The sequence below is a fragment of the Ornithinimicrobium panacihumi genome, from assembly GCF_052073805.1.
Lineage (GTDB): Bacteria > Actinomycetota > Actinomycetes > Actinomycetales > Dermatophilaceae > Ornithinicoccus > Ornithinicoccus panacihumi.
In genome coordinates, this window is record NZ_JBQGWG010000002.1 from 47,082 (window position 1) to 72,576 (window position 25,495).

The 25,495-nt window shown below is 71.8% G+C and carries 26 protein-coding genes and 3 tRNA genes; 8 read left to right on the forward strand and 21 right to left on the reverse strand.

All coding sequences use genetic code 11. The features are described from left to right. Positions 1-93: 93 nt before the first annotated feature. From argG to ACTMMA_RS02330, 5 genes are all read right to left on the reverse strand, one after another. Positions 94-1,545: an argininosuccinate synthase gene (gene argG, locus ACTMMA_RS02310; protein ID WP_441188486.1), complete on the reverse strand. Its 1,452-nt coding sequence runs from the start codon at positions 1,543-1,545 to the stop codon at positions 94-96. Positions 1,546-1,628: 83 nt separating this feature from the next. After that, on the reverse strand, positions 1,629-2,339 hold the full coding sequence (locus tag ACTMMA_RS02315; RefSeq protein WP_441188487.1) for an ABC transporter permease: 711 nt from the start codon (positions 2,337-2,339) through the stop codon (positions 1,629-1,631). Beyond that, entirely contained in the window at positions 2,336-3,259 is a 924-nt protein-coding gene (locus ACTMMA_RS02320; RefSeq protein WP_441188488.1) for an ABC transporter ATP-binding protein, read from the reverse strand. The genes ACTMMA_RS02315 and ACTMMA_RS02320 overlap by 4 nt, the downstream gene beginning before the upstream one ends. A gap of 1 nt (position 3,260) precedes the next feature. After that, positions 3,261-4,154 (reverse strand): hypothetical protein, encoded by an 894-nt coding sequence (locus tag ACTMMA_RS02325; RefSeq protein ID WP_441188489.1) that lies wholly within the window; start codon positions 4,152-4,154, stop codon positions 3,261-3,263. Further along, positions 4,151-5,107, reverse strand: a complete 957-nt coding sequence (locus ACTMMA_RS02330; protein WP_441188490.1) for an ABC transporter ATP-binding protein — start codon at positions 5,105-5,107, stop codon at positions 4,151-4,153. Before ACTMMA_RS02330 ends, ACTMMA_RS02325 begins: the two co-directional genes overlap by 4 nt. 70 nt (positions 5,108-5,177) lie before the next feature. Here ACTMMA_RS02330 and ACTMMA_RS02335 point away from each other — a divergent pair, with 70 nt between their 5' ends. Continuing rightward, positions 5,178-6,212, forward strand: a complete 1,035-nt coding sequence (locus ACTMMA_RS02335) for an adenosine deaminase (protein WP_441188491.1) — start codon at positions 5,178-5,180, stop codon at positions 6,210-6,212. Here ACTMMA_RS02335 and ACTMMA_RS02340 read toward each other — a convergent pair. The 10 genes from ACTMMA_RS02340 to ACTMMA_RS02385 all read right to left on the reverse strand — a co-directional run bounded on the left by ACTMMA_RS02340 (position 6,209) and on the right by ACTMMA_RS02385 (position 13,502). After that, positions 6,209-7,147 carry a hypothetical protein gene (locus ACTMMA_RS02340; protein ID WP_441188492.1) on the reverse strand — a complete coding sequence of 313 codons (939 nt, stop codon included), beginning with the start codon at positions 7,145-7,147 and terminating at the stop codon, positions 6,209-6,211. The two genes, ACTMMA_RS02335 and ACTMMA_RS02340, sit on opposite strands and share 4 nt — an antisense overlap. 120 nt (positions 7,148-7,267) lie before the next feature. Then, the gene (locus ACTMMA_RS02345; RefSeq protein WP_441188493.1) at positions 7,268-8,374 is read right to left on the reverse strand and encodes a UDP-N-acetylmuramate dehydrogenase; all 1,107 of its coding nucleotides are present in this window, start codon (positions 8,372-8,374) and stop codon (positions 7,268-7,270) included. After that, on the reverse strand, positions 8,371-8,811 hold the full coding sequence (locus ACTMMA_RS02350) for a MaoC/PaaZ C-terminal domain-containing protein (protein WP_441188494.1): 441 nt from the start codon (positions 8,809-8,811) through the stop codon (positions 8,371-8,373). Before ACTMMA_RS02350 ends, ACTMMA_RS02345 begins: the two co-directional genes overlap by 4 nt. Beyond that, positions 8,811-9,257, reverse strand: a complete 447-nt coding sequence (locus tag ACTMMA_RS02355; protein WP_441188495.1) for an FAS1-like dehydratase domain-containing protein — start codon at positions 9,255-9,257, stop codon at positions 8,811-8,813. Before ACTMMA_RS02355 ends, ACTMMA_RS02350 begins: the two co-directional genes overlap by 1 nt. An 86-nt stretch (positions 9,258-9,343) precedes the next feature. Next, positions 9,344-9,514: a 50S ribosomal protein L33 gene (rpmG, locus tag ACTMMA_RS02360; protein ID WP_441188496.1), complete on the reverse strand. Its 171-nt coding sequence runs from the start codon at positions 9,512-9,514 to the stop codon at positions 9,344-9,346. Positions 9,515-9,573: 59 nt separating this feature from the next. Then, positions 9,574-9,650, reverse strand: a tRNA-Met gene (locus tag ACTMMA_RS02365). Between the two features lie 32 nt (positions 9,651-9,682). Then, positions 9,683-9,755: transfer RNA gene (locus ACTMMA_RS02370), tRNA-Thr, on the reverse strand. Positions 9,756-9,822: 67 nt separating this feature from the next. Beyond that, positions 9,823-10,749, reverse strand: a complete 927-nt coding sequence (locus ACTMMA_RS02375; RefSeq protein ID WP_441188497.1) for a MaoC/PaaZ C-terminal domain-containing protein — start codon at positions 10,747-10,749, stop codon at positions 9,823-9,825. Position 10,750: 1 nt separating this feature from the next. Beyond that, on the reverse strand, positions 10,751-12,172 hold the full coding sequence (locus ACTMMA_RS02380) for a 3-oxoacyl-ACP reductase (protein WP_441188498.1): 1,422 nt from the start codon (positions 12,170-12,172) through the stop codon (positions 10,751-10,753). Between the two features lies 1 nt (position 12,173). Next, positions 12,174-13,502, reverse strand: a complete 1,329-nt coding sequence (locus ACTMMA_RS02385; RefSeq protein ID WP_441188764.1) for an acetyl-CoA C-acetyltransferase — start codon at positions 13,500-13,502, stop codon at positions 12,174-12,176. Between the two features lie 93 nt (positions 13,503-13,595). Between ACTMMA_RS02385 and ACTMMA_RS02390 the strand changes: the two genes are divergently transcribed. Next, complete coding sequence (locus ACTMMA_RS02390) at positions 13,596-14,327, forward strand: TetR/AcrR family transcriptional regulator (protein ID WP_441188499.1); 732 nt, start codon at positions 13,596-13,598, stop codon at positions 14,325-14,327. Beyond that, a complete protein-coding gene (locus tag ACTMMA_RS02395) occupies positions 14,324-16,402 on the forward strand; it encodes an acyl-CoA dehydrogenase family protein (RefSeq protein ID WP_441188500.1) in 2,079 nt (692 codons plus the stop codon). Before ACTMMA_RS02390 ends, ACTMMA_RS02395 begins: the two co-directional genes overlap by 4 nt. On the opposite strand, the gene ACTMMA_RS02400 is transcribed toward ACTMMA_RS02395, so the two are convergent. Both ACTMMA_RS02400 and ACTMMA_RS02405 read right to left on the reverse strand, forming a co-directional pair. Then, entirely contained in the window at positions 16,372-17,169 is a 798-nt protein-coding gene (locus tag ACTMMA_RS02400; RefSeq protein WP_441188501.1) for a sulfite exporter TauE/SafE family protein, read from the reverse strand. The two genes, ACTMMA_RS02395 and ACTMMA_RS02400, sit on opposite strands and share 31 nt — an antisense overlap. 47 nt (positions 17,170-17,216) lie before the next feature. After that, positions 17,217-18,173, reverse strand: coding sequence for a helix-turn-helix transcriptional regulator (locus ACTMMA_RS02405; RefSeq protein ID WP_441188502.1), 957 nt, complete (start codon positions 18,171-18,173; stop codon positions 17,217-17,219). A 61-nt stretch (positions 18,174-18,234) separates the two neighbouring features. Here ACTMMA_RS02405 and ACTMMA_RS02410 point away from each other — a divergent pair, with 61 nt between their 5' ends. Further along, a complete protein-coding gene (locus tag ACTMMA_RS02410) occupies positions 18,235-19,020 on the forward strand; it encodes an alpha/beta fold hydrolase (protein WP_441188503.1) in 786 nt (261 codons plus the stop codon). Positions 19,021-19,035: 15 nt separating this feature from the next. On the opposite strand, the gene rocD is transcribed toward ACTMMA_RS02410, so the two are convergent. After that, positions 19,036-20,283 (reverse strand): ornithine--oxo-acid transaminase, encoded by a 1,248-nt coding sequence (gene rocD / locus ACTMMA_RS02415; protein WP_441188504.1) that lies wholly within the window; start codon positions 20,281-20,283, stop codon positions 19,036-19,038. A 112-nt stretch (positions 20,284-20,395) separates the two neighbouring features. After that, the gene (locus ACTMMA_RS02420) at positions 20,396-21,721 is read right to left on the reverse strand and encodes an MFS transporter (RefSeq protein WP_441188505.1); all 1,326 of its coding nucleotides are present in this window, start codon (positions 21,719-21,721) and stop codon (positions 20,396-20,398) included. Between the two features lie 69 nt (positions 21,722-21,790). Here ACTMMA_RS02420 and ACTMMA_RS02425 point away from each other — a divergent pair, with 69 nt between their 5' ends. Beyond that, the gene (locus ACTMMA_RS02425) at positions 21,791-22,252 is read left to right on the forward strand and encodes a hypothetical protein (protein WP_441188506.1); all 462 of its coding nucleotides are present in this window, start codon (positions 21,791-21,793) and stop codon (positions 22,250-22,252) included. A gap of 10 nt (positions 22,253-22,262) precedes the next feature. Here ACTMMA_RS02425 and ACTMMA_RS02430 read toward each other — a convergent pair whose 3' ends face one another. Together ACTMMA_RS02430 and ACTMMA_RS02435 are read right to left on the reverse strand one after the other, a co-directional pair. Next, positions 22,263-22,550, reverse strand: coding sequence for a hypothetical protein (locus ACTMMA_RS02430; RefSeq protein ID WP_441188507.1), 288 nt, complete (start codon positions 22,548-22,550; stop codon positions 22,263-22,265). Positions 22,551-22,639: 89 nt separating this feature from the next. Then, complete coding sequence (locus ACTMMA_RS02435; protein ID WP_441188508.1) at positions 22,640-23,137, reverse strand: YajQ family cyclic di-GMP-binding protein; 498 nt, start codon at positions 23,135-23,137, stop codon at positions 22,640-22,642. Positions 23,138-23,210: 73 nt separating this feature from the next. On the opposite strand from ACTMMA_RS02435, the gene ACTMMA_RS02440 reads away from it, so the two are divergent. From ACTMMA_RS02440 to ACTMMA_RS02450, 3 genes are all read left to right on the forward strand, one after another. Continuing rightward, positions 23,211-23,293 (forward strand) — tRNA-Tyr (locus ACTMMA_RS02440). Positions 23,294-23,450: 157 nt separating this feature from the next. After that, positions 23,451-24,002, forward strand: coding sequence for an RNA polymerase sigma factor (locus tag ACTMMA_RS02445; RefSeq protein ID WP_441188509.1), 552 nt, complete (start codon positions 23,451-23,453; stop codon positions 24,000-24,002). Between the two features lie 51 nt (positions 24,003-24,053). Beyond that, a complete protein-coding gene (locus ACTMMA_RS02450) occupies positions 24,054-25,460 on the forward strand; it encodes a hypothetical protein (protein WP_441188510.1) in 1,407 nt (468 codons plus the stop codon). The last annotated feature ends 35 nt before the right edge of the window (positions 25,461-25,495 follow it).

Sequence of the window (25,495 nt, forward strand, 5' to 3'; positions counted from 1 at the left end):
ACCAACCATCCCCGCGGCAACCACCCCGCGACCACGAACGAGACGCCCCGTCCGGTGCAGCACCGGGCGGGGCGTCCTCGCAACGGAAGCGCGTCAGTCGGCGCCGAACTCCATGGACGCCCAGTCGAGGGCGACCTCCTCGTCCTCGGTCGGGCCGACCCCGCCGGCGATGCGGTCCGCACCACCAGGGGTGAGCTCGCCGACCAGCGAGGTCGTGGCCAGCCCCATCGCCGAGGCGGCCGCACCGCCGGAGCCGAGCAGCCCCATCGAGACGTACTGCTCCAGCCGCGAGCGCGAGTCGGCGATGTCCAGGTTGCGCATCGTCAGCTGACCGATCCGGTCGGTCGGGCCGAAGGCGGCGTTGCTCACCCGCTCCATCGACAGCTTGTCCGGGTGGTAGGAGAACGCCGGGCCGTCGGTCGCCACGATCGTGTAGTCCTCGCCCCGCCGCAGCCGCAGCGTCACCGTGCCGGTCACCGCGGAGGCCACCCACCGCTGGAGCGACTCTCGGATCATCAGGGCCTGCGGGTCCAGCCAGCGGCCCTCGTAGAGCAGCCGGCCCAGGGCGCGGCCCTGGTCGTGATAGGCCCGGATCGTGTCCTCGTTGTGGATGGCGTTGACCAGCCGCTCGTAGACGACGTGCAGCAGCGCGATGCCCGGGGCCTCGTAGATCCCACGGGACTTGGCCTCGATGATGCGGTTCTCGATCTGGTCGGCCATGCCCAGCCCGTGCCGGCCGCCGATCTCGTTGGCCTTCATCACCAGCCGGACGGCGTCCCCGTCGAAGTCGTCGCCGTTGATGGCCACCGGCCGCCCGTGGCGGAACTCCACCGTCACGGTCTCCGCGGCGATGTGGACCGACTCGTCCCAGAACGGCACCCCCATGATCGGCTCGACGATCTCCATCGAGGTGTCGAGGTGCTCCAGCGTCTTGGCCTCGTGCGTGGCGCCCCAGATGTTGGCGTCGGTGGAGTAGGCCTTCTCCTTGCTCTGCCGGTAGGGCAGGTCGCGCTCGGTCAGCCACTGGCTCATCTCGTCGCGGCCGCCCAGCTCGTGGACGAAGGCCTCGTCCAGCCAGGGCTTGTAGATCCGCAGGTTGGAGTTGGCCAGCAGGCCGTAGCGGTAGAAGCGCTCGATGTCGTTGCCCTTGAAGGTGGAGCCGTCGCCCCAGATGTTGACGTCGTCCTCCTTCATCGCCTTGATGAGCATGGTGCCGGTGACGGCGCGCCCCAGCGGCGTGGTGTTGAAGTAGAACCGCCCGCCGGAGCGCAGGTGGAAGGCGCCGCACGCCAGGGCGACCAGCCCCTCCTCCACCAGCTCGGCGCGGCAGTCGACCAGCCGCGCGATCTGCGCGCCGTACTCCTTGGCACGGTCGGGGACGGTGTCGATCTCGGGCTCGTCGTACTGCCCGATGTCGGCCGTGTAGGTGCAGGGCACGGCGCCCTTCTCTCGCATCCACGCGACCGCCACCGAGGTGTCCAGACCACCGGAGAAGGCGATCCCGACACGTTCACCGACAGGGATGCTCGTCAAGACCTTGGACATGATGAGGATTGTATGCGCTCATCGGCATAGCTATGCAATCCGCAGGTCAGGCCCTCTTTTTCCGCAGGTATGCGGCAGCTCGCCTACTCGTCCCCGCGCAGCTGGAAGCGCTGCAGCCGCCAGCCGGCGACCAGGGCGCCCAGGACCAGCAGGACCAGGGAGGCGATCACCGCATAGCTCAAGGACATCTCCGCCACCGGCAGGTCGAGGTCCGAGGCCGCCTCGCCCAGCCGCTGGGCGATGGACCCCACCGACAGGTGCCTCATGCCGGACAGGAACCGGGCCAGCAGGCCCTCCACGACCAGGACGTAGACGAGGCCGGCGATCATCCCGTGCCGCGTCGCGGCCGACAGCGCGGTGAACAGCGCGGCGTAGAGCAGCGCCGCCGCCCCGCCGGTCACCACGGCCACCGTCAGCCACGAGTCGTCCATCCCGCCGGCCAGCACCGTCCCCACCAGCCCGGCGACCGAGAGCAAGACCGCGACGCCGGCGGCGACGACGAACTTGGAGGAGGCCACGACATACCGCGAGACCGGTGTGGAGAGCAGGTAGACCACCGAGCCGTCGTCGATCTCCGGGCCCAGCACCCCGTTGGCCGCCAGGAGGGCCACGAGCGGCACGACGAGGGCCAGGCCCACCTCGAGGAAGATCGCGCCCGGGGCGACCGGCTCGCCGACGAGCGCGCGGAGGGTGCCGGCGAGGGCGACCAGCAGCACCGGCAGCGCGATGAGCACCAGGCCCCGCCTCTGCCCCGTGAGCGCCCGCAGCGCCAGGCGGGAGATCGTGGGGTTCATGACTGCACCAGGTAGGTGAACACCGACTCCAGGCTCTCGTCCGACGGCACGAGCTCGCGCACCGTGATCCCCGCCTCCCGCGCCAGGCGCGGGAGTTCCAGCGTGAACTGCCCCATCTCGGTCACCTCCACCGTGATCGCCTCCCCCGTGCCCACGCGTCCGAGGGTCACCCCCCGCACGCTCTCGCGCCCCATGAGGGCCGCCGCCATCCTCCGGTCGTCGGAGGTCCGGACGACATAGCGCGAGGGCCGGTCGGTCATCAGCCGCCGGATCGCACCGAAGTCGCCGCTGGCCGCGTGCCGGCCGGAGACGACGACCTCGATGTGGCGGGCGATCTGCTCGACCTCCTCCAGGATGTGGCTGGAGAACAGGACCGTGCGCCCCTCCTCCCCCATACGCGTCAGCAGCTCCATGAGATGGATCCGTTGCCGGGGATCGACGCCGTTGAAGGGCTCGTCGAGCAGCAGGACCTGCGGCTCGTGGACCAGGGCGGATCCGAGCTTGGCGCGCTGCCGCATACCCTTGGAGTAGGTGCTGATCGGGCGGTCCGCCGCGTCGACCAGGTCGACGAGCTCGAGCGTGCGCCGCGTCGCCGCGCGGACGTCGCGCAGCTTGTGCAGCTCGGCGCTGGCCTGCACGAACTGCCGCCCGGTCAGATAGCTGAAGCTCACCTCCCGCTCGGGCACCAGGCCCAGATCCCGGTATGCGGCCACGTTGCGCCACACCGGCACCTCACCCAGGCGGACCTCGCCGGAGGAGGGCGCCAGGAAGCCGGACATCATCGCGATCAGGGTCGACTTGCCCGCGCCGTTGGGGCCGAGCAGACCGGTCACGCCGGGGCCGACGGTCATGGTGACGTCGTTGACGGCCACGACGTTGCCGTACCAGCGGGAGACCTTCTCCAGGACGAGCTCGGTCATCTCAGGCCCCCTTGCTGCGGTAGCGACGGACGAGCAGGACCAGGCCGAGGACCATGAGGGCCAGCGCCACCGCCAGCATCAGCCAGCCGCGGGCGGTGTCGTCGACCGGTGCCACGGAGTTGCCCCCGGCCGCGCCCCCCAGCCCGACCTGGAGGGAGTCGACCAGGACGAAGGGCGAGAGCAGCGCCAGCCACTGGGCCAGGTCCTCCCGCCCGGCCATCTGCGCCCCGCCCTGCAGGCCGGCGGTGACCCCGAGCCCGACGAGCAGGGCCATGATCGAGCCGGCGACCGCCAGCCCCCGGCGCAGGGTCCAGGAGGACACGAGCGCCGCGACGGTGGCCACGAGGAGGGCCAGGAGGATGGCACCGACGAGCGCCACGACCACCTCGGGCAGCTCCTCGGTGAGATCGGCGCCGGCCGCGAGCCCGCCGACGAGGAGCACCAGGACGGGGGTGAGGACGAAGGCGAAGATCGCCAGCACGAGCGAGGCCCAGCGGGTCAGCGCGAAGACGGTCGCCCCCAGGGGTCGGGCCAGGTAGAGACTGATCACCCCCGAGCGCAGGTCGCGGCTGAAGAGCACCGGCGCCTGGGCCGCGACGAAGAGCACCACGAGGAAGGAGCTGTCGGCCAGGTAGCCGCTGTAGTCCAGCAGGCCGGCGTTCAGGCCCATGAAGGCCATGATCCCGACCATGACGACGGCCGGGACGAGCGTCATGCCCAGCAGCGCGAAGGGCAGCGCCTTGGCCTTGCCGGAGCGGCCGAAGCCGAAGGTCGCCAGCAGCCCCGACCACAGGAGCGAGCCGACGATCGCCGGCAGCCCCAGGCGAGGGCCGTCGTAGCGCCGGTAGCCGATGTCGTGGATGACGCCGCTGCGGGGCGAGGTCGGGCTGCTCACGAGGCCACCTCCTCCCGGAAGACGTCCTCGAGATGGCCCCGCTGCGGCTGGATCCGGACCAGGCCGACGCCGAGGTCGGCCGCGGTGTCGCGGACGAGATCGCGCAGGCGGTCGTGGGCGAGCGCGGGGTCCACGCCCTCCCCGGCGATCGGGTCGATCGCCACCAGCGCGCCGTGCGGCCGGCAGGACAGCCCGGCCGCGGCCAGCGCCTCCCCCAGCGCCCGCTGGGCCGCGTCGTCGTCGCCGTCTGCGGCGTGGACCTCGACGAGCACCACGCCCGTGTCGGCCAGGAAGGTGTCGGTCGCCTCCGAGCGCAACAGCCGGCCCCCGTCGAGGACGACGACGTGGTCGCTGATCCGCTCCAGCTCGCCCATCAGGTGGGAGGTCACCAGGACCGGGATGCCGAAGTCCCCGCCGATGCGCTGGACGAGGCCCAGCATGTCGTCGCGGGCGGCCGGGTCCAGACCGTTGGTGGGCTCGTCCAGCAGGACCAGGGCCGGGTCGTGCACCAGGGCCTGCGCGAGCTTGGCGCGCTGCTTCATACCGGTCGAGTAGCCACCCATCAGGCGGTAGCGCTCCTCGGCCAGCCCGACGTGCCGCAGCACGTCGGCGGCGCGCTCGCGGGCGGCCGCCGGGGGCAGCCCGGACATCCGGCCCATGTGGACGACGAAGTCGATGCAGCGGACGTCGGGCGGCAGGCACTCGTGCTCGGGCATGTAGCCGACGACCTGACGGATCTGGTCGCCCTCCCGGGCGATGTCGTGGCCGAGCACGGTCGCGCTCCCGGAGGTGGGACTGAGCAGGCCCAGCAGGATCTTGATCAGGGTGGACTTGCCGGCGCCGTTGGCGCCCACGAGCCCGGTCACCCCCTCACCGACGTCGACGGTGAGGTCGGCGAGCGCGTGGACCTGGCCGTAGCTCTTGCTCAGTGCGGCTGTCGTGATGACCCCCATGGCGATCACTCTAGGGCCGCGCACGACCCGCCCGGCAGGGGGTTGTCCCCCCAACGTCTAGGGTGTCTGCATGCCGTCGCCGACCAGCTCGCGCTCCGTGCACGAGCTGCCCAAGGCGCACCTCCACCTGCACTTCACGGGGTCGATGCGCGTGCAGACGGTGCGCGATCTCGCGGACAAGCACGGTATGCGGCTTCCCGCCGCCTTCACCTCGCAGTGGCCACCGCGGCTCTCCGGACACGACGAGCGCGGGTGGTTCCGCTTCCAGCGGCTCTACGACGCCGCGCGGGCCTGCGTCCGGGACGAGGCCGACATGCGCCGGATCGTGCGGGAGGCGGCGCAGGACGACGCCGCGGAGGGATCGCGCTGGTTGGAGCTGCAGGTCGACCCGACCTCCTACGCCCCCTTCGTCGGCGGCATCACGCCGGCGCTGGAGATCGTGCTGGACGAGGCGCGGGCCGCGAGCACCGAGACCGGCACCCAGGTCGCGATCGTGGTCGCGGCCAGCCGGATGCGCCACCCGCTCGAGGCCCGCACGCTGGCCCGGCTGGCGGCCCGGCACGCCGGCGAGGGCGCCGGGACGGTCGTCGGCTTCGGGCTGTCCAACGACGAGCGCCGCGGGATGACCAGCGAGTTCGCCCACGCCTTCCGCATCGCCGCGCGCGCCGGGCTGGCCAGCGTCCCGCACGCCGGGGAGCTGCTGGGGGCCGACCACGTCCACGTGGCCCTGGACCACCTGCGCCCGGACCGGCTCGGGCACGGCGTGCGCTCGGTCGAGGACGCGTCGGTGCTGGACCGGGTGGTGCAGGAGCAGGTCACCCTCGAGGTGTGCCCGAGCAGCAACGTGGCGCTGGGGGTCTACGACAGCCTGGCCGAGGTGCCGCTGCCCCGCCTGCTGGAGGCCGGTGCGCGGGTGGCCCTGGGCGCCGACGACCCGCTGCTGTTCGGGAGCCGGCTGGCGGAGCAGTACACCAGCGCCCGGGTCGACCACGGCCTGGACGACGCGGCCCTGGCCACGCTCGCGCGCGGATCCGTCGAGGGCTCGGCGGCACCCGCCGCGCTCAAGGCCGAGCTGGTGACCCAGATCGAGGACTGGCTCGACTAGCCGCCCTGCTCCACGGACCGGAACGCGCTGGTGATGGAGACCTGGGCCGTGTCGAGCCAGGGCGCCACGGTCTCGTGGATCGCCTCGACGGTCGTGGTGTCGGCGACCAGGGCCTGGACCTCCAGGATGCCGCTCGTCCCACCGCCGCCGCTGGAGAGGAGCCGGAGCTCCTGGAAACGCTTGCTCAGCGCGTCCTGGGCCGCGGCCACGTCGGCCTCGGAGGGCAGGTCGCGCTGCTCGAGGCACAACGGTCCGTGGAAGACGGCTCGCAACGCCGTCCGGGCCGCCTTGAGGTCGCCGTCCTCGTTGATCAGCACGTTCATCGTCGGTCCGCCGTCGGAGAGATAGGCCAGGACGTAGCCCTCCAGCCCGCTCGCGACCGCGATCAGCTCCTGCTCCTCGGCCATGCCGGTCCCGTCGGAGGTGCGGGCCGCCTGGTCGACGTCCGGGACGTCCGCGGTGGGGTCGTCGCAGAGCTGGGGGAAGGGGTCCTCGTCGTGCGGCGGGACGGTGATCCCTTCGGGCTGCTCGCTGGTCAGGGGCCTGCTGAGGGTGAAGGTGCCCTGACCGCCGGTGGACAGGTCGAGGTGCCCGACGGCCCAGTAGGCGTCGTTGGTCCAGCGGACCTCGCCCTCCTCCTCGGCATCCAGCCCCTCCCAGGAGAAGTCGCCGGCCAGGACGGGACCGCCGCACTGGGGCGGGTAGGACTCGGCCACCCCACCCACGCACAGCTCGGGCTCGGCGTCGGCGCTGCGCTGCATGATCATGCCGTGGGCGGCGAGCTCGTCCTCCAGGTCGACCACCGCCGGCCCGGTCAGGGCGGCGCCGTCCTCGGGCGCGTCGGTCGTGGTGTCGCTGCCCGGCGCACCCACCGAGCCGCAGGCCGCCAGCGCCGCGGTCAGGCCGATTGCCATCGTCAGTCGGAGGATCCTCATGGTCGCCCATCCTTCCAGCGGTGCCCACGTGGCGGCGGTCGGCGGCCGCCATCCGTCACTGGTCTACCACCTAGACGTCCCGGACCGGCCGGCTCGTTCCCTCACAGCCTCGCAGCACGGTCACAGGTGCAGGCCGACGAGCACCGGCTCGTTGACCAGCCGGACGCCGAAGGCCTCCTCCACCCCGTCGCGGATCTCCCGCGCCAGGGCCAGCACGTCGGCGGCGGTCGCCGAACCCCGGTTGGTCAGCGCGAGCGTGTGCTTCGTCGACAGCCCGGCGGGCCGACCCTCCAGCGTGCCGTAGCCCTTGGTGTAGCCCGCCTTGTCGATCAGCCAGGCCGCCGATGTTTTGACGGTGGCGCCGTCGGCCGAGGGGAACTGCGGGGGCACCGGCCCGTCGGGCCCGAGCCGGTCCGCCGCCCGCGCCACGAGCTCCTCGAGCTGGGCCACCGGCAGGATCGGGTTGGTGAAGAAGGAGCCGCAGCTCCACGTGTCGTGGTCCTGCGCGTCCAGCACCATCCCCCGACGGCGGCGCTGGTCCAGCACGGCCTCCCGCGCCCGCGCCAGAGGCACCCGGTCGCCGACGGCGACGTCCAGACCGCGCGCGAGATCCGCATACCCGATGGGTTGTGAGAGCTCGGTCGGCCGGAGCTGGAAGGAGACGTCCAGGACCACGTGGCGCGGGGTGACGGCACCGGCGTCGGCGTCGGGGCCGAGCATGGACTCCTTGAGCACGGAGTGGCGGTAGGAGAAGTCGAGGTCGGCGCTGAACATCGTGCGGACCCGCTTCTCGTGGCGGTCCCAGACCCGCACGGAGGCGATCGTCTGGGCGACCTCCTGGCCGTAGGCGCCGACGTTCTGCACCGGGGTGGCGCCGGTCGCGCCGGGGATGCCGGAGAGGGCCTCGATCCCGGACCAGCCCTCCTCGCAGGCGTGGGCCACGACGTCGTCCCAGGTCTCCCCGGCCGCGACGGTCGCGAGCACCCCGCCGCAGGCCGAGGCCGACGGGACGGTGATGCCGCGGGTGGCCACGCGCACGACGGTGCCGGGGAAGCCCTCGTCGGCCACGAGCAGGTTGGACCCGCCGCCGACGACGAGCAGCGGCTCGCCGGCCTCGTCCACGCTGCGGACGGCCTCGATGAGCTCGGCCTCGGTCGTGGCGGTGACCATGGCGCGCGGCGGACCGCCCACGCGCATCGTCGTCAGGGTCGCGAGCGCAGCGGTCACGCGCGGACCACGGCCTGGCACCGGCCCAGGACCTTCTCACCGGCGCAGGTCGCGGTCAGCTCCAGAGTCTGGGTGGGGCCGTGCTCGTCCTCGCCGCTCTTCTTCACCACGCCCTCGACCAGGACCTCCACGGTCGCGCCCTCGGGGACGACGACCATGCCGGTGAAGCGGGTCGAGCAGGACAGGATCCGGCCCGGGTCGCCGCAGACGTAGGCCGTCACCACGTCCATCGCGGCGCCCATGGTCCACATGCCGTGCGCGATGACGTCGGGCAGGCCGACGGCGCGGGCGACCTCGGGGTCCTGGTGGATGGGGTTCTGGTCACCGGAGGCGTCGGCATAGGCCACGAGCCGGTCGCGGTCGACGGTCAGGGTGCGGGTGAGAGCCTGCTCGTCCACGGGCAGCCGGGTCGCACGGTCCTGGGGGGCCTGGCTCATCAGCCCTCACCCCTGACCACGATCATGGAGGTCACGGTCGTGACCGGGCGGTCGACCGCGTCGGTCAGCTCGACGCGGGTGGAGACCATGCCGTGGCCGCCGGCCTCACGGACCGTGTCGACGTGCAGGGTGCCGCGCAGCACGTCGCCGGCCACGATAGGGCGGTGGTGCACGAAGCCCTCCTGGCCGTGCACCACGCGGGAGAAGTCGATCCCGGCCTCCGGGTCCTGCACCAGCTGCGCCTCGCAGCGCTGGGCGAGGGTGACCGCGAATGTGGGCGGGGCCACCACGTCGGCGTGGCCCAGGCCCTGGGCGACGACGGGGTCACGGTGGGCGGCGGAGGTCGCGCCGACGGCGTCGGCGAAGGCGACGACCTGCTCGCGGGTCACCTCGAACGGGCCGGCGGGGGCGTACTCCCGGCCGGCGAAGTCTGGGTTGACGGGCATGCCGGCCAGCCTAACGCCGCCCGGGCACGACGAAGGCCGCCACCCGGGTGGGTGACGGCCTCACGCGTGATGCTGCGGCTGGTGCCTCAGCGGGTCTCGCGGTGCGCGGTGTGCTTGCCGCAGCGCGGGCAGAACTTCGCCATCTCGAGCCGGTCGGGGTTGTTCCGACGGTTCTTCTTGGTGATGTAGTTGCGCTCCTTGCACTCCGTGCACGCCAGGGTGATCTTGGGGCGGATGTCAGCGGACTTGCTGGCCACGGTGCAACCTGCTCTCGGAAGGTGGTTCTCGGTCTGGACGGGGGTACCGGGATGGTACGTGGTAGCGGGAGCGGGGCTCGATCCCGCGACCTCACGATTATGAGTCGTGCGCTCTAACCAGCTGAGCTATCCCGCCTCGGGCGACCGACGCTCTGGCCGGCCTGCCAGAGCCCCCAAACGGAATCGAACCGTTGACCTTCTCCTTACCATGGAGACGCTCTACCGACTGAGCTATAGGGGCCTGCTACCCGCAGGCAGCGAGAAGCAACTTTACACGCCACAGGGCGCACCGACAAAATCCGCGTCGGCTAGTGCTGCTCCCGTATCTCCACGGGCTGCACGTGGGCGGTCAGGTGCAGCCGGGAGGCGTCGCGCGAGGTGACGGCGAGCCGCATACCGTCCTCCTCCACCCCGTCACCGCGCAGGACGACGGTCGAGGGCAGCAGGATGGGCTTGACGAACTGCACGTCAACGGTGAACGCGTCGGCCAGGCGGGGCTGGACGGCGGCGAGCACCTTGGCGTGGGTCCACATGCCGTGGGCGATCGCGCGCGGGAACCCCAGCGCCTTGGCCGTCAGCGCGGTCAGGTGGATGGGGTTGGCGTCGCCGGAGACCGAGGCGTAGCGGCGGCCCAGATCCTTGGGGAGGCGCCAGGTGGCCAGCTCGGTCCCGGGCAGCGGCGAGGCGTCGGTCGAGGGTGCGGCCCCGCCCGGGGTCGTGGGGGTGCCGGAGCCGGCCGTTCCGCCGGACTCCTCCGAGCGCCCACGGACCAGGTAGGTGCTGCGCCCCTCCCACACGACCTCGTCGCCCACACGGGCCTCGCCGACCAGGTCGACGGTGTGGCCCTTGCGGTGGGGGGCGAGGCGCTCGCTCCAGGAGGAGAGCGTGAGGTCCTCGGCGACCCGGACCGGGCGGTGCTGGGTCATCGAGTTGGCCACGTGGACCATGCCCATCATCGGGAAGGGGAAGTCCTTGCCCGACATCAGCGCCACCTGCATCGGGAAGGTCAGCACGTGCAGCCAGGTGGCCGGCACCCGGTCGGAGAGGACGGAGCCGGTGACCTCGCAGTAGTCGGTCAGCCGTCGCACGTCCTGCTCGACGCCGGTCATCATCAGCCGCGTCTGGGGCAGCGTGCCCTTGGCGCCGGGGCGGGAGAAACCCGTCGCGACGCCGCGGGCGAACATCGGAGCGATCGCCGGCGGCCCGTCGAGGAGACGGACGTCCAGGTCTGTCATCTCAGGCCCCGATCTGGGACTGGCCGCAGACCCGCACGACCTGGCCGGTGACGGCGGCGGAGGCGGGCTCGGAGAGCCAGGCGATCGTCTCGGCGACGTCGACCGGCTTGCCGCCCTGCTGCAACGAGTTGATGCGGCGGGCGACCTCACGGGTGCCCATCGGCATCTTGGCGGTCATCTCCGTCTCGATGAAGCCGGGGGCGACGGCGTTGACCGTGATGCCCCGCCCGGCCAGGCGCGGGTCGGCACCCATGGCCCAGACCAGGCCGATGACGCCGGCCTTGGATGCGGCGTAGTTGGTCTGGCCGCGGTTGCCGGCGATCCCCGAGGTCGAGGCGACTCCGATGATCCGGCCGCCGTCGTCCAGGCCACCGGGCAGCGCCGGGTCGAGGAGGATCTCGTTCATCCGGATCTGGGCGGCCAGGTTGACCTCGAGCACGCTGCCCCAGCGGTCCTCGTCGGTGTTGGCCAGCAGCTTGTCGCGGGTGATGCCGGCGTTGTGCACGATCGTGTGGATCCGGGCGGAGTCGCCGAAGCGCTGAGCCACGTGGGCGGCGATGCGCCGCCCGGCGTCCGGGCTGGTGATGTCCAGCTGCAGGGCGGTGCCGCCGATCTTGTTGGCGACCGCGGCCAGGCCCTGGCCACCGGCCGGGACGTCGACCGCCACGACCATGGCACCGTCGCGGGCGAAGACCTCGGCGATGCCGGCACCGATGCCACGGCCGGCGCCGGTGACCACGACGATCTGGCCCTCGAACGGACGCGCGGCGCCCACCTCGGCGACGCGGCCCTCGGCGGCATGACCGACGTGGACGACCTGGCCGGAGACGTAGGCCGAGCGGCCCTCGAGGAAGAACCCGAGGGTCGAGGCCAGGTCGGTGGCGGTCGTGGGGGTGTCGGTGAGCAGGTCGACGCGGACCAGGTTGGCGGTGGCGCCGGCGCGCAGCTCCTTGCCGACGCTGCGCACGATGCCCTCCAGCGCCTGCTGCACGGCCACGGCGGTCGGGGCGCCGGCGGACTCCGGCTCGACGCCGACCACGATCACGCGGCCGGAGGGCTCCAGCCCCTTCATGGCGGGACGGAGCAGGCCGCGGACGGTCTCCAGGTCGGCGATGGAGGTCGCCGAGGTGGCGTCGACCACGAGCGCCCCGATCTTGGCCTCGTAGGGGGCGGGCACCTCACGGGTGCGGCCGTCCTCGGTGGTCTCGGTGACCCGGGTGGCCGGGGTGTCGACCAGGGCATCCTGGACCTGCACGCCGAGCAGCTCGAGGCTCTCGCGGGTCAGGCGCGGGGCACCCCCGACGGTGCCGAGGGCGACGGCCCCCTTGGGCAGCTCACGGCCACGGCGCAGGCGGGCGGCCTGCGGGACGCCCAACTGCTTGGCCAGCGGGTTGGTGGTCAGCATCGTCATCAGGTCGGCCATGTCAGCACCCTTCCAGGATCGCGACGACGCCCTGGCCGCCGGCAGCGCAGATGGAGATCAGGCCGCGGCTGCCCGCGCCCTTCTCGTGGAGCATCTTGGCCAGGCTGGCCACGATGCGGCCGCCGGTGGCGGCGAACGGGTGGCCCGCGGCGAGCGAGGACCCGTTGACGTTGAGCTTGCTGCGGTCGATGGACCCCAGCGGGGCGTCTAGCCCGAGGCGGTCGCGGCAGAAGTCCTCGGACTCCCAGGCGGTCATCGTGGCCAGGACGGTCGAGGCGAAGGCCTCGTGGATCTCGTAGTAGTCGAAGTCCTGCAGCGTCAGGCCCTGGCGCTCCAGGAGGCGCGGCACGGCGTAGGCCGGGGCCATCAGCAGCCCCTCGTCGCCGGAGACGTAGTCGACCGCGGCGACCTCGGCGTCGACGAAACGGGCCAGGGCCGGGAGGTGGTGCTCGTCGGCCCAGGCCTGGGAGCCCAGCAGCACCAGGGCCGCGCCGTCGGACAGCGGGGTGGAGTTGCCGGCCGTCATGGTCGCGCCCTCGCCCTTGCCGAACACGGGGGACAGCTTCGCGAGCTTCTCCACCGAGGTGTCGGCGCGCAGGCCCTGGTCCCGGGACAGCTTGAGGAAGCCGGTGGCCAGGTCGTCGAAGAAGCCGGAGTCCCAGGCCCGGGCCAGGTTGTGGTGGCTGGCGGCGGCCAGCTCGTCCTGGGCCTCGCGGGTGATGCCCCACTCCTTGGCGGTGCGCGCCTGGTGCTCGCCCATGGACAGGCCGGTGCGCGGCTCGGCGTTGCGGGGGGTCTCGGGCGCCAGGTCACCGGGGCGGATCGAGGCCAGCGCCTTGACCCGGGCCATCGGGGTGCGGGCGTGGTTGGCCTTGAGCAGGGCCTTGCGCAGGCCCTCGCCGACGGCGATCGGGGCGTCGCTGGCGGAGTCCACGCCACCGGCGATGCCGGACTCGATCTGGCCGAGCTGGATCTTGTTGGCGACCTGGATGACGGTCTCCAGGCCGGTGCCGCAGGCCTGGGTCAGGTCGTAGGCGGGGGTCGTCGGCGACAGCGCCGAGCCGAGCACGGACTCACGGGTCAGGTTGAAGTCGCGGGCGTGCTTGAGCACGGCGCCGGCAGCCACCTCGCCCACGCGCTGGCCGGCCAGGCCGAAGCGGGCCACAAGGCCGTCGAGGGCGGCGGTGAGCATCGCCTGGTTGGACGCGCTGGCATAGGCACCCCCGGCCTTGCCAAAGGGGATCCGGTTGCCGCCGACGATCACTGCGTCGGTGAGGGATCGGGACGGGGTCTGCGGGGTCGACTGCTGGGTCGTCGGCTGCTGGGTCATCGAGAACTCCTCGTGCAGGGCGTGCGTCATCGCGGGAAAACTATCCGATACCGACTGTAGCCGATACGGCGGGTACTTGGTACTGTGAAATCCATGACCACCTCCGCCTCGAGCTCTGGCACCGCGTCGCCCCGCGGCTCCGGCCTGCTGCCCGCGGTCGTGCGTGACGGCCGCGACGCCCGGTGGGAGGCGCACCGCACCCGTCGTCGTCGCCAGCTGGTCGAGGCGGCCCTGCGCGCGATCCGCAAGCATGGCGCCGGCGTCGGGATGGACGAGATCGCGGCCGAGGCCGCCACCAGCAAGACGGTCCTCTACCGCCACCTCGGCGACAAGGCCAGCCTCTACCGCGCCGTGGTGGCCGCGGTCGACGAGACCATCCTGACCGACCTCGAGGCCGCCCGCCAGCGCGAGGAGGACATCGTCGCCCGGCTCGCCGCGATGGTCACCAGCTATCTGTCGATGGTCGAGCGCGACCCGGAGATCTATCGCTTCGTGATGACCCGCCCGCTGGAGGCGCCCGAGAGCGGCTCTGCCGACCCCGTCCACCAGATCACCGACCGGATCGCCGAGCAGTTGACCGAGTCCCTCCGGGAGCACCTCGACCAGCTGGGCCGCCCCGGCCCGACGACCCTGGCCGCCGTCTGGGGCCACGGGATCGTCGGCTTCGTCCAGTCGGCGGCCGACCACTGGCTGGCCCGCCAGCCAGGCCCCGAACCCCTGAGCATCCAGGAGGTCAGCGACGCGGTCGTCGCCCTGATCTCCCCCGGCCTGAACATCTCCCCCGGACCCAACCTGCCCCCCGACCCCGCGAGGAAGACGCCATGAGCACCGACACCCATGTCCCGCACCCCTCCACCGACGTCGAGATGCCCGCCGTCGCCGGCGACGCCGCCACCGAGGAGCGCACCCGCGAGCGCATCAGCGACCTCGGGCAGAGCCTGCGCACCGCCACGGGCGGACGCTACGGCGAGGTCCGCGACCTGGCCAGGGCCACCCTCCCGGCCGAGGCCATGGTCCGTGACCCCGACATGTCGCTGGACGAGGCCCGGGAGTGGACCCGCCGCACGCTGGCCACGATGGTCGAGCACGGCGCGGCCGGCAGCGGCTTCCCGCTGGAGCAGGGAGGCCTGAACGACGTCGGCCGCTCCTGCGTCGACTTCGAGCTGACCGCCCACGGCGACCTGTCGGTGACCGTCAAGTCCGGCGTGCACTTCGGGCTCTTCGGCGGCGCGGTCACCTCGCTGGGGACCGCCTGGCACCACGAGAACGTCCTGCCCCCGACCCTGTCGCTGGAGCAGATCGGCTGCTACGCGATGACCGAGTACGGCCACGGCTCGGACGTCTCGTCGCTGGAGACCACCCTCACATACGACGCCGGCAGCGACGAGCTGGTGGTGCACTCCCCCACCCCGTCCTCCACCAAGGCCTACATCGGCGCGGCCGCCGCCGATGCCCGCATGGCCGCGGTCTACGGCCAGCTGATCGTCGACGGCAAGGGCCACGGCGTCCACGTCGCCCTGGTCCCGGTCCGTGACGAGGACGGCAACCCGATGCCCGGGGTCACCCTCGGCGACCACGGCCTCAAGGGCGGCCTGGCCGGGGTCGACAACGGCACCATCACCTTCGACCAGGTGCGGGTCCCCCGTCGGATGCTGCTCAACCGCTACGGCGGCATCAGCGACGAGGGCCGCTACGAGTCCGACATCGAGGGCGACAACAAGCGCTTCTTCACCATGCTGGGCACCCTGGTGCGTGGCCGCATCTGCGTGGCCGCCGGGGCGGCCGTGTCCAGCCGCAAGTCGCTGTCCATCGCCACCCGCTACGCCCTGCGCCGCCGCCAGTTCGACGCCCCGGGCCACGAGGGCGAGGTCACGCTGCTGGACTACCTGGCCCACCAGCGCAAGCTGCTGCCGGCCATCGCCACCTGCTACGCCCACACCTTCGCCCTCAACGAGGTCTTCGAGCGCCTCCAGGAGCTGCACGAGGCCCCGGAGAAGGACCAGGTCGCCCAGCGCGAGCTGGAGACCCGCGCCGCCGGCCTGAAGGCGGTCATCACCCGCTTCGCCAACGACACCAACCAGGTCGCCCGCGAGGCCTGCGGCGGCGCGGGCTACATGGCCGAGAACGGCCTGACCGTCCTGCGCCAGGACGCCGACGTCTTCGCCACCTTCGAGGGCGACAACACGGTGCTCCTGCAGCTGGTCGCCAAGGGCCTGCTGAGCAACTACAAGGAGATGTTCGGCGACCTGGACATGCGCGGCATGGTGCAGTTCGCCGCGCGCTCCATCGGTGACCAGTTCATCGAGGTCACCGCCGCCCGGCCCTTCGTCTCCCGCCTCATCGCCACGGCGGCCCGCCGCTCCGAGGACGAGACGCTGCTCGAGCGCGGCTGGCACCTGTCGATGTTCGCCGACCGCGAGAAGCACGTCCTGGAGACCGTCGCCAACCGGCTGCGCAAGAACGCCAAGGACTCCGACTCCTTCCGCGCGTTCAACGAGGCCCAGGACCACGTCCTGCTGGCCGCCCGGACCCACGTCGACCGCGTCATCCTGGAGGCCTTCGTGGCCGGCATCGAGGAGTGCCAGGACGAGGAGGCCCGCACGGTGCTGGAGCGCCTGTGCACCCTCTACGCCCTGAGCTCGATCGAGGCCGACTCCGGCTGGTTCCAGGAGCACAACCGCATGTCGGCCGCCCGGTCCAAGGCCGTCACCGCCCAGATCAACCGGCTGTGCGCCGAGCTGCGTCCTGACGCGCTGGCGATCGTGGAGGGCATGGGCGTGCCCGAGGCCTGGCTCAACTCGGCGATGCTGCGCGAGCCGGAACGGTGGACGCCGGGTGCCGGGCAGGCTCAGGCCGACACCGGGCAGGTTCAGCCGAGCGCGGTCGCCACCGCCGAGTAGACGGCGGTCAGCACCAGGAGCACGGCGAAAGTGCGCTGGAGGAGGGTCGGGTCCAGCCTCGGCCCCCACCAGCCGCCCAGCAGGGTCCCCACGATCGCGGCGGCGACGTAGACGGCGACCAGCGGGACGTCCACCGACAGGTCCGTGCCGAGCCGACCGAGCAGGCCGGTGGCGCAGTTCAGCGTGATGACCAGCAGGGAGGTCCCGACGGCCTGCGTCATCGGCAGCCGGAGGACCAGGACCAGCGCGGGCACGATCGCGAACCCGCCGCCGACGCCGAAGAAGCCGGTCAGCACCCCGACACCGGTGGCCACGACCAGCACCAGCCAGGCGCGGACCCAGCGGACCGAGAACGGCCGCCAGGTCACCCAGGGCGCGCCGTGCTCCTTGGGGTCGGTCCGTTCCTGCACGCCTGACCGGCGCCACATCACCCCGGCGACGAGCAGCAGCAGGGCGGCGAAGAGCCCCATGGTCAGGTCCGGGTCGGCCTCGGCCCCGACGCGACCCCCCAGGACCGCACCCGCGGTGCCGAGCAGGCCGAAGGCGATGCCGTCGGCCCAGCGGACTCTGCCGTGACGGGCGTGCTGGATCACGGCCACGATCCCGGTGAGCCCCACGACGATCAACGAGGTGGTCGTCGCAACGGCAGGCGGCTGGTCCAGCAGGTAGACCAGGGCCGGGACGGTGATGATCGCCCCGCCCCCGCCGAGGGCACCCATGACGAGACCGACCAGCAGGCCGACCGTGATCTCGATGACGATGTCCATCGCGGCCCAGTGTCCTCCACCGGGTGATCAGGAGGGCCGGCGGCCCCTCATGCTCCGGCCGCGTCGGCGAGGCGACCGGAGAGCTCCTGCATCCGGTCCTTCAGCTCGGGCGGCTCCAGCACCTCGAAAGGCACGTCGAGCCACAGGATGTCCCCGACCAGGTGGTCCAGCGTCGAGGCACCCGTCTCCAGCTCGCAGGTGCCGTCGCCGAGATCGCTGAGGGTGCCGGCGTTCTGCGGGATCTTGACGGACATCTCCTGCGCCTCCGCGTGGAGGCGCAGGCGCGCCACATACCGGTAGGGAGACCGGATCACGGACTCGCGGATGTAGGCGACCGCGTCCGGGGCCTCGCGCCTGGTGAAGCGGAAGCTGGTGAGGTGCAGGCTGTCGGGCGCCACCCGGTCCAGCCGGAAGGAGCGCCAGTCCTGGCGGTCCGTGTCGTGGGCCAGCAGATACCACCGCCGCCCCATCGCGACGACCCGGTAGGGCTCGACGCGGCGGGCGCTGGCGGTCCCGTCGCGGGCCAGGTAGTCGAAGTCGACCAGCACGCGGTCGCGGCAGGCGCGGGCGACGCCGCTGAGGACCCCTGCCTCCACCGCCGCGCCGGGCCCCTCGACGGAGACGACCGCCTCCGAGAGCGCCTCGACCTCGGCGCGCAGCCGCCCGGGCAGCACCTGGTCGAGCTTGGCCAGCGCCCGCAGCGCCGACTCCTCCACTCCGGTGACCGAGCCACCGGCCGCCAGGCGCAGGCTCACCGTGACCGCGACCGCCTCGTCCGGGTCGAGCAGCAGGGGAGGGAGCTTGCCGCCGGCGCCGAGCTGGTATCCACCACCGGTCCCCGAGCTGGCCCGCACCGGGTAGCCGAGGTCGCGGAGCCGCTCGACGTCCCGGCGGACGCTTCGCGTGGTGACCCCGAGCCGGTCCGCCAGCTCCTCCCCCGTCCACAGGGCGCGGCCCTGGAGCAGCCCCAGCAGCTTCAGCACCCGGGCGGTCGTGTCGCTCATGGCCCCACTCTTGCACCGATCGAGGACGAATTCTGTCCGCGAGGGGGTGGACGCTGGGGCCATGACTCAGACAGCGCACGGCACGGCCCACGACAGCTCGCACGACACCGCCCCGGACACGGCCGGCCAGCCGGCCCATGTCGTGCTCGTCCCGGGCTTCTGGCTCGGGGCCTGGGCCTGGGAGGATGTCGTCGGCCACCTGCGCGCCGGCGGGCTCGAACCGCTCGTCCTGACGCTGCCCGGCCTCGACCCCGAGGGCACGAGCACCGGGCGGGGCGCGATCACCCTCGAGGACCACGTGACGGCGATCGAGGACGCCCTCGCTGCGGCCCCGGCCGGCGCGCGGACGATCCTGGTCGCGCACAGCGGGGCGGCGATCCCGGCCACGGTGGCGCTGGACCGGCACGTCGAGCGGGTGGACCACGTGGTCTGGGTCGACACCGCACCGGTGGTCCACGGGTTCGCCCTCGCCCCCGACGTCGAGGGCGGTGAGCACCCGCTCTCGGCCCAGTGGGACGAGGAGTTCGAGATGGGCGCGATGGAGGGCCTCACGGAGCAGCAGCTCACGACCTTCCGGGAGCGGGCCGTGCCCCAGCCGACGGGCACCATGCGCGACGCTGCCGCCCTGCGCGACGAGCGCCGGCTCGACGTCCCCGGCACGGTCGTCTGCACGGCCTTCGACGCGGACTCCTACCGCTCCTACGCCGAGCAGGGGATGGACCTTCTCGCCGGCATCCTGGAGCACCGCCAGCTGCGGCTGGTCGACCTGCCCACCGGCCACTGGCCGATGTGGAGCCGCCCGGGCGACCTCGCGGAGATCATCCTCGAGGTCGCCCGGGCGGAGTAGGTCCTCCTGGGGCGGTCAGCCCTTGGCCGCGCGGGCGTGCTCCAGGGTGTCCTCCAGCGCCTGCACGATCTGCTCCAGGTCCTCTGCGGAGATGGACAGCGGCGGCGCCAGTCGGATCGTCGAGCCGTGGGTGTCCTTGGCCAGCACGCCACGCTTGGCCATGCCCTTGCAGGCCTCCTTGCCAGTCATCAGCTCGGGGTCGATGTCGATCCCGGCCCACAGGCCACGGACGCGGACCTCCTGCACTCCCTTGCCGATGAGCGACTCCAGGTGCTCGCGGAAGCGGGGCTCGAGCTCCTTGGCGCGCTGCTGGAACTCACCGGTGGCCAGCAGCTTGACCACGGCGTGGCCGACGGCGGCGGCCAGCGGGTTGCCGCCGAAGGTCGAGCCGTGGGTGCCGGGGGTGATGACCTCCATGACGTCCTTGTTGGCGGCGACCGCGGAGACGGGGACGATGCCACCGCCCAGGGCCTTGCCCAGGGTGTAGACGTCGGCCTCGACACCTTCGTACTCGCAGGCCAGCGTGGTGCCGGTGCGGCCCAGGCCCGACTGGATCTCGTCGGCGATCATCAGCAGGTTGCGCTCGGTGCACAGCTCGCGCACGCCCGGCAGGAAACCCTCCTTGGGGATCTGGACGCCCATCTCGCCCTGGATCGGCTCGAGCAGCACCGCCACCGTGTTGTCGGTGATCGCGGCCTCGATCGCGGCCAGGTCGCCGTAGGGCACGCTGGTGAAGCCGGGGGTGTAGGGGCCGTAGTCATCGCGCGCCTCGGGGTCGTTGGAGAAGGACACGATCGTGGTGGTGCGGCCGTGGAAGTTGTTCTCCATGACGATGATGTGCGCCTCGTCGGCCTCCACACCCTTGACCCGGTAGCCCCACTTGCGGGCCAGCTTGATCGCGGTCTCCACGGCCTCGGCACCCGAGTTCATCGGCAGGACCATGTCCTTGCCGACCAGCTGGGCCAGGTCTCGGCAGAAGGGCCCCAGCATGTCGTTGTGGAAGGCGCGGCTGGTCAGCGTCGCCCGGTCGAGCTGGTCCTTGGCGGCCTTGATCAGCTCGGGGTGGCGGTGCCCGAAGTTCAGCGCGGAGTAGCCGGCGAGCGCGTCCAGGTAGTGGTTGCCCTCGACGTCGGTCACCCAGGCACCCTCGGCGCTGGCCACGACGACCGGCAGCGGGCTGTAGTTGTGGGCGGCGACCTCGTCCTCGAGGTTGATGTAGTCCTGGTTGGTGGACAGGTTCGCGTTCGCGGAGGCGTTCGTCATGGGCGTCATCCTAGGGTGCGGCGCCGACCCCCGGAGGGCAGGGGGCACGGCAATTCATACACGGTCACGCATAAGTATGCAGCATCCGCGGCGGTGCTGCGGGCCACGCCGATCAGCTCGCGTCGAGGGCGTCCCCGGCCTGCTCGGGCAGGAGGAAGAAGGCCGCGGCGGCACCGATCAGGAAGGTGACCCCGAAGAGCGCGAAAAGTCCACCGTTGCCCCATACCCCGAGGATCACCGGGACCGACAGGGGCGCCAGGATCGAGGCGATGCGCCCGAAACCGGCGGCCGCACCCGCCCCGGAACCACGCACGGTGGTCGGGTAGATCTCGGGCGTGACCGCATACAGGGCACCCCAGGCGCCGAGGTTGAAGAAGGACAGCGCCATGCCCGCCGCGATGATCTGCCCCGGGCCGTCGGCCAGCCCGAAGAGGGCGGCCGAGACGCCCGAGCCGACGAGGAAGGTCGCCAGGGTCAGCCGGCGGCCCCAGACCTCGACGAGGAAGGCCGCCGCCGCATAACCGGGCAGCTGGGCGAGCGTGATGATCAAGGTGTAGCCGAAGCTCTTGACCAGGTCGTAGCCCTGCGCGAAGAGCAGCGAGGGCAACCAGATGAAGGCGCCGTAGTAGGAGAAGTTGACGCAGAACCAGACGAGCCAGATCCCGGCGGTGCGGACGCGGTAGGCGGCCGACCAGAGCTGGCCCGGCGTGCGCGGCGGAGTCGGCGGGAGGGCGCGGGACTCGGGGTGGTCCAGGCCGGCGGAGCGCTCGAAGGACCGGACGACCTCCTCGGCCTCCTCGACCCGACCGCGGCGCTCGAGGAAGAGCGGCGACTCGGGCATCCCCCACCGGATCACGACGGCCCACAGCGCGGGAACCAGGCCGACGGCGAAGGCGATCCGCCAGCCGTTCTCGAAGTTGGGGACGATGTAGAACCCGATGAGGGCGGCCAGCAGCCAGCCGACAGCCCAGAAGGACTCCAGCGCCACGACCATGCGCCCGCGGATCTTCGTGGGCGAGAGCTCGCTCACCAGCGTCGAGGCCACGGGCAGCTCGGCGCCCAGCCCGATCCCGACCAGGAAGCGCAGCAGGAGCAGCATCGCCAGCCCCGTCGCCAGCGCGCTCGCGCCGGTCGCCAGGCCGTAGACGACCAGGGTCAGGGCGAAGACGGTGCGGCGGCCGTAGCGGTCGGCGAGCATCCCGCCGAAGGTCGCCCCCAGGGCCATGCCGACGAAGCCGATCGACAGCAGCCAGGACTGCTCGGTCTTGGTCAGGTCCCACTCCGTGGCGATCGCGAGCCCGACGAAGGAGATGAGCCCGACGTCCATCGCGTCCAGGGCCCAGCCGGTGCCGGACCCGAAGAGCACCTGGGTGTGCTTGCGGGTGTAGGGAAGTCGGCCCATCCGCTCCGGGCGGGTCGGCGCGTCGGTAGAAGACATGAGGGGGATGCTATGCCTTTGCCGGGGCCTGCCGAACCGAAGGCTCGGGGACGGTGCCAGGATGGGAGGGTGACCACGCTCCAGCACTTCGAGGCCGCCTACTCCGACACCTACCTGACGGACGTGCTCTTCGACGCGTTCGTCGACCACCCGCCGATCCGCGCCCGCCGGATCACGGTGCACACCGACCACGTCTCCGAGCCGGACGTCCGTCGTCAGGTGCGCGTGCGGGTCACGGTGACCGGCGAGCGCCTGCAGAAGACCGATGAGGGCTGGGCCACGGCCGGCCCGGCGATCCGCGCCTACGGCCTCGCCGAGGAGCCGGTCCGGTATGGCGTGTGCCGCAAGGCGGTCCTCGACGCCCTGGAGCGCCATGGGCTGGAGCCTGCGGATGTGGCGGGGTTCGCCTTCCTGGAGCCCTGGGATGAGCACGAGAAGACCCTGGACGCCGGCACGGCCGACCTGAGCGGGAGCCGCAACGTGGTCACCGCGATCGTGGACCGGCCCGACCTGCCGGGGCCCAGGGCCTGACGGCCGGCGGCTAACCGCGCGGGCTCCGGACGCGGTCGTTCACCTGCCGGAGCACGTCGCTGCTCACGTCCTGGAGGGCGTCGGTGAAGCCGGCCTCGGACGAGGTGGCGACCAGACGCGTCAGTCCGTGGATCTTCGCCTCCAGGGTGGTCTTCATCCCGGGCTGGTCGCGATCCTTGACCGACAGCTCCAGCTCGGCGCTGCGGTCCTCCAGCCGGTTGAGCAGCTGACGGAAGGTCCTCTCGACCTCGGGGCGGTCGGCCTCGGCCAGTCCTCCGGCGAACGTGACGCGTTCCATGTGTCCTCTCCTCGTTGAGCGGTGGACCACCATTGTCCCACCGCTCCATCGGGTGCGAACGCGCAGGTCAACCTCACCTTCGCGCCCCTTCAACGGTAGTTGGTGAACTGGATCGCGAAGTCCAGGTCCTTGCTCTTGAGGAGCCGCTGGACGGCCTGCAGGTCGTCGCGGGACTTGGAGGTCACCCGCAGCTCGTCGCCCTGGATCTGCGGCTTGACGCCCTTGGGTCCCTCGTCGCGGATGATCTTGGAGACCTTCTTGGCGTTCTCGCTCGAGATGCCCTCGGTCAGCGCAGCCTCGAGACGGTACTCCTTGCCCGAGGCCCTGGGCTCGCCGTCGTTGCTGTAGTCCAGGTGCTTGAGGGAGACCCCTCGCTTGACCAGCTTGGTCTGGAGCACGTCGAGCACCGCCAGGCAGCGCTCCTCGCTGTTGGCGGCCATCTTGATGGAGCTGCCCGAGAGCTCGACGGAGGCGCCCACGTTCTTGAAGTCGTAGCGCTGGGAGATCTCCTTGGCCGCCTGGTTCACGGCGTTGGCCACCTCCTGGTGGTCGATCTTGCTGACGATGTCGAAGGACGAGTCGGCCATGTGCTTGTCTCCTGGTTCGGTCGGCGGTCGATTGGCTGTTATCCTTTCATCCGCGCCTCGCTCGAGGCGCAGCGGCAGGTTGTCCGAGTGGCCAATGGAAGCGGACTGTAAATCCGTCGGCGTACGCCTACGCAGGTTCGAATCCTGCACCTGCCACGCGATCACGAGAGGCACCGGGAGATCCCCGGTGCCTCTCGTGCTGTCGGGGCCCGTAGTTCGGTCGGATGGTGCAACAGGCCGGTGTTCACCGACATAGTGATGGTGTCCGATGCATCACGACACATCACGACGACACATTCCGGAGGAGGCCGCGATGGCCCTGCGCCTCGCTGGGGGCGACCCCACGGCCGGCGACCTGCGGACCGAGCGGGACACCGTCTGGTTCGACAGGTTCTTCGCCGACCACGCCACTTCCATCCACCGTTATTTCGTGCGACGCGCCGACCCCAACGACGTCGAGGACCTCACGGCCGAGGTCTTCGCCACGGCGTGGCGGCGCAGGGACAAGGTCCCGGCGGACTTCGAGCTGCCCTGGCTCTACAAGACCGCGTCGTTCGTGCTCGCCAACCACCGGCGCAAGCCGACGCTGACGCTGCTGGCCGACTACGGCCACGACGACAGCGGCGGCGCGCGTCATCCCTCTCGCAGCGTCGACCCGGCCGAGCTGGTCATGGTCGATGACGAGGTGCGGCGGGCCATGTCACGACTCAGCGCCCGGGACCGCTCGGTGCTGATGCTCCATGCCTGGGAAGGTCTGGACGGGGAGGGCCTGGCGCACGCGCTGGGCCTCACGCGAGGAGGCGCGGCCGCCGCGCTCTCGCGGGCCAGAGCCAGGTTGCGTCAGGCGTGGGAGGACGACCACTAGGTCGACCCCCATGTCATCCCTGTCCGATCACGGTTCTGCGAGGAGTACACGATGAACCACCACCACGACGACGAGGCCCTGGCCAGGCTGCGGGCCAGCGATCCGGCCACCGGGTCCCATCCCGACCTGCACTCGCTGCGGCGCACCATCGCTGCCAAGGCTCCCACCAGCCAGGGTGACGACGCCGACGTCGTCACCGGCATCGACGACGACCTGCTGCGCGGTCCCCGGGTGCGGGCACCCTGGATCGCGGCGGCCGCCGTCGCCGCCATCGGCATGGGTGCGGGCGGCTACGCGCTCGGCGCCCAGTCCACGACGGCCACCCCGGCAGCCGGTGGCGCCGACGACGCCGGCCAGACCGCCAGCCAGACCGTCGCCGCCGACGCCGACGCCGACGCCGACGCCGAGGAGATCGTCCCCGACAAGTCCGGGATGGGCGGCGGTGGCGGGATGAACGGCACCTACTACGATCCCGGTCCCGTCCGGCTGGTGGCCAGCGAGGGCCTGTCCGACGAGCGGACCACCGGCGAGGTCAAGGCGCTCGTCAGCGGGACCGACCCGGTCGAGTTCGCCGAGGAATGGGCCCAGGAGCTGGGCATGACCGTGACCGCGCTGGATGAGCGCGCCCAAACCTGGTTCGGGCCCAACGCCCTGCTCGACGCCGACAAGCTGCGCGTGGTGACGGCGTACCGGTCGGACACGGGGGCCCTCAACTTCAACTACGAGGACATCCTCGGCAGCCCTTCCTGCACGGAGATCTTCTCGGCGGTGCTCGGCAGCGACCTGGAGTCGGCCAAGGAGGAGTGGGAGCGCAGCGTCGACGGCCAGGTCCCGTTCCCCGACGCCTCACGTTGCACCCCGGCGCAAGGAGACCGCCCCTCCCAGCAGGAGGCCATCTCCATGACCCAGGACTTCTTGGCGAGCACCGGTCTGGATCTGGACGAGTTCGAGTTCAGCGTGACCAACGCCGACGACCCCGAGGCGGTCACCGCACAGGTGGAGGCTTTCCCGCCCGGCCTGGAGCCCGGCCAGGTGTCGGTCAGCGCCAGCGTCGGCCCCGGCGGGGTCATCAGCGCCTGGGGCAGCGTGGGCGAGCTCACCTCCCTCGGCGGCTACCCGGTGATCTCGGCGCAGGAGGCGGTCGAGCGATACGCGAGCCGCGAGTTCAGCACCGACTACAGCGTCGCTCTGAACGAGGACATGGACCCCGGGGCCGACGAGAGCCCCATGGCGGTCGAGCCCGAGCTCCCGCAGGTCGGGACGCCCGTGCCCGGCATGAAGCTCCAGCTGCTGCGCCAGGACAAGATCGTGACCGAGGCCGAGCTGGTCCAGGGCACGCTCTGGACCCGCGGAGGCACTCTCGAGGTGCCCGCCTGGAAGCTCGTCACCACCGACGGCGCCCACTACGCCGTCTTGGCGGTGGCGGATGAGTCGATCGACTGGGTCGGCTGGCAGTAGTCCCGTCGGGCAGCGGGCGTCCGGAGGCGGGGACC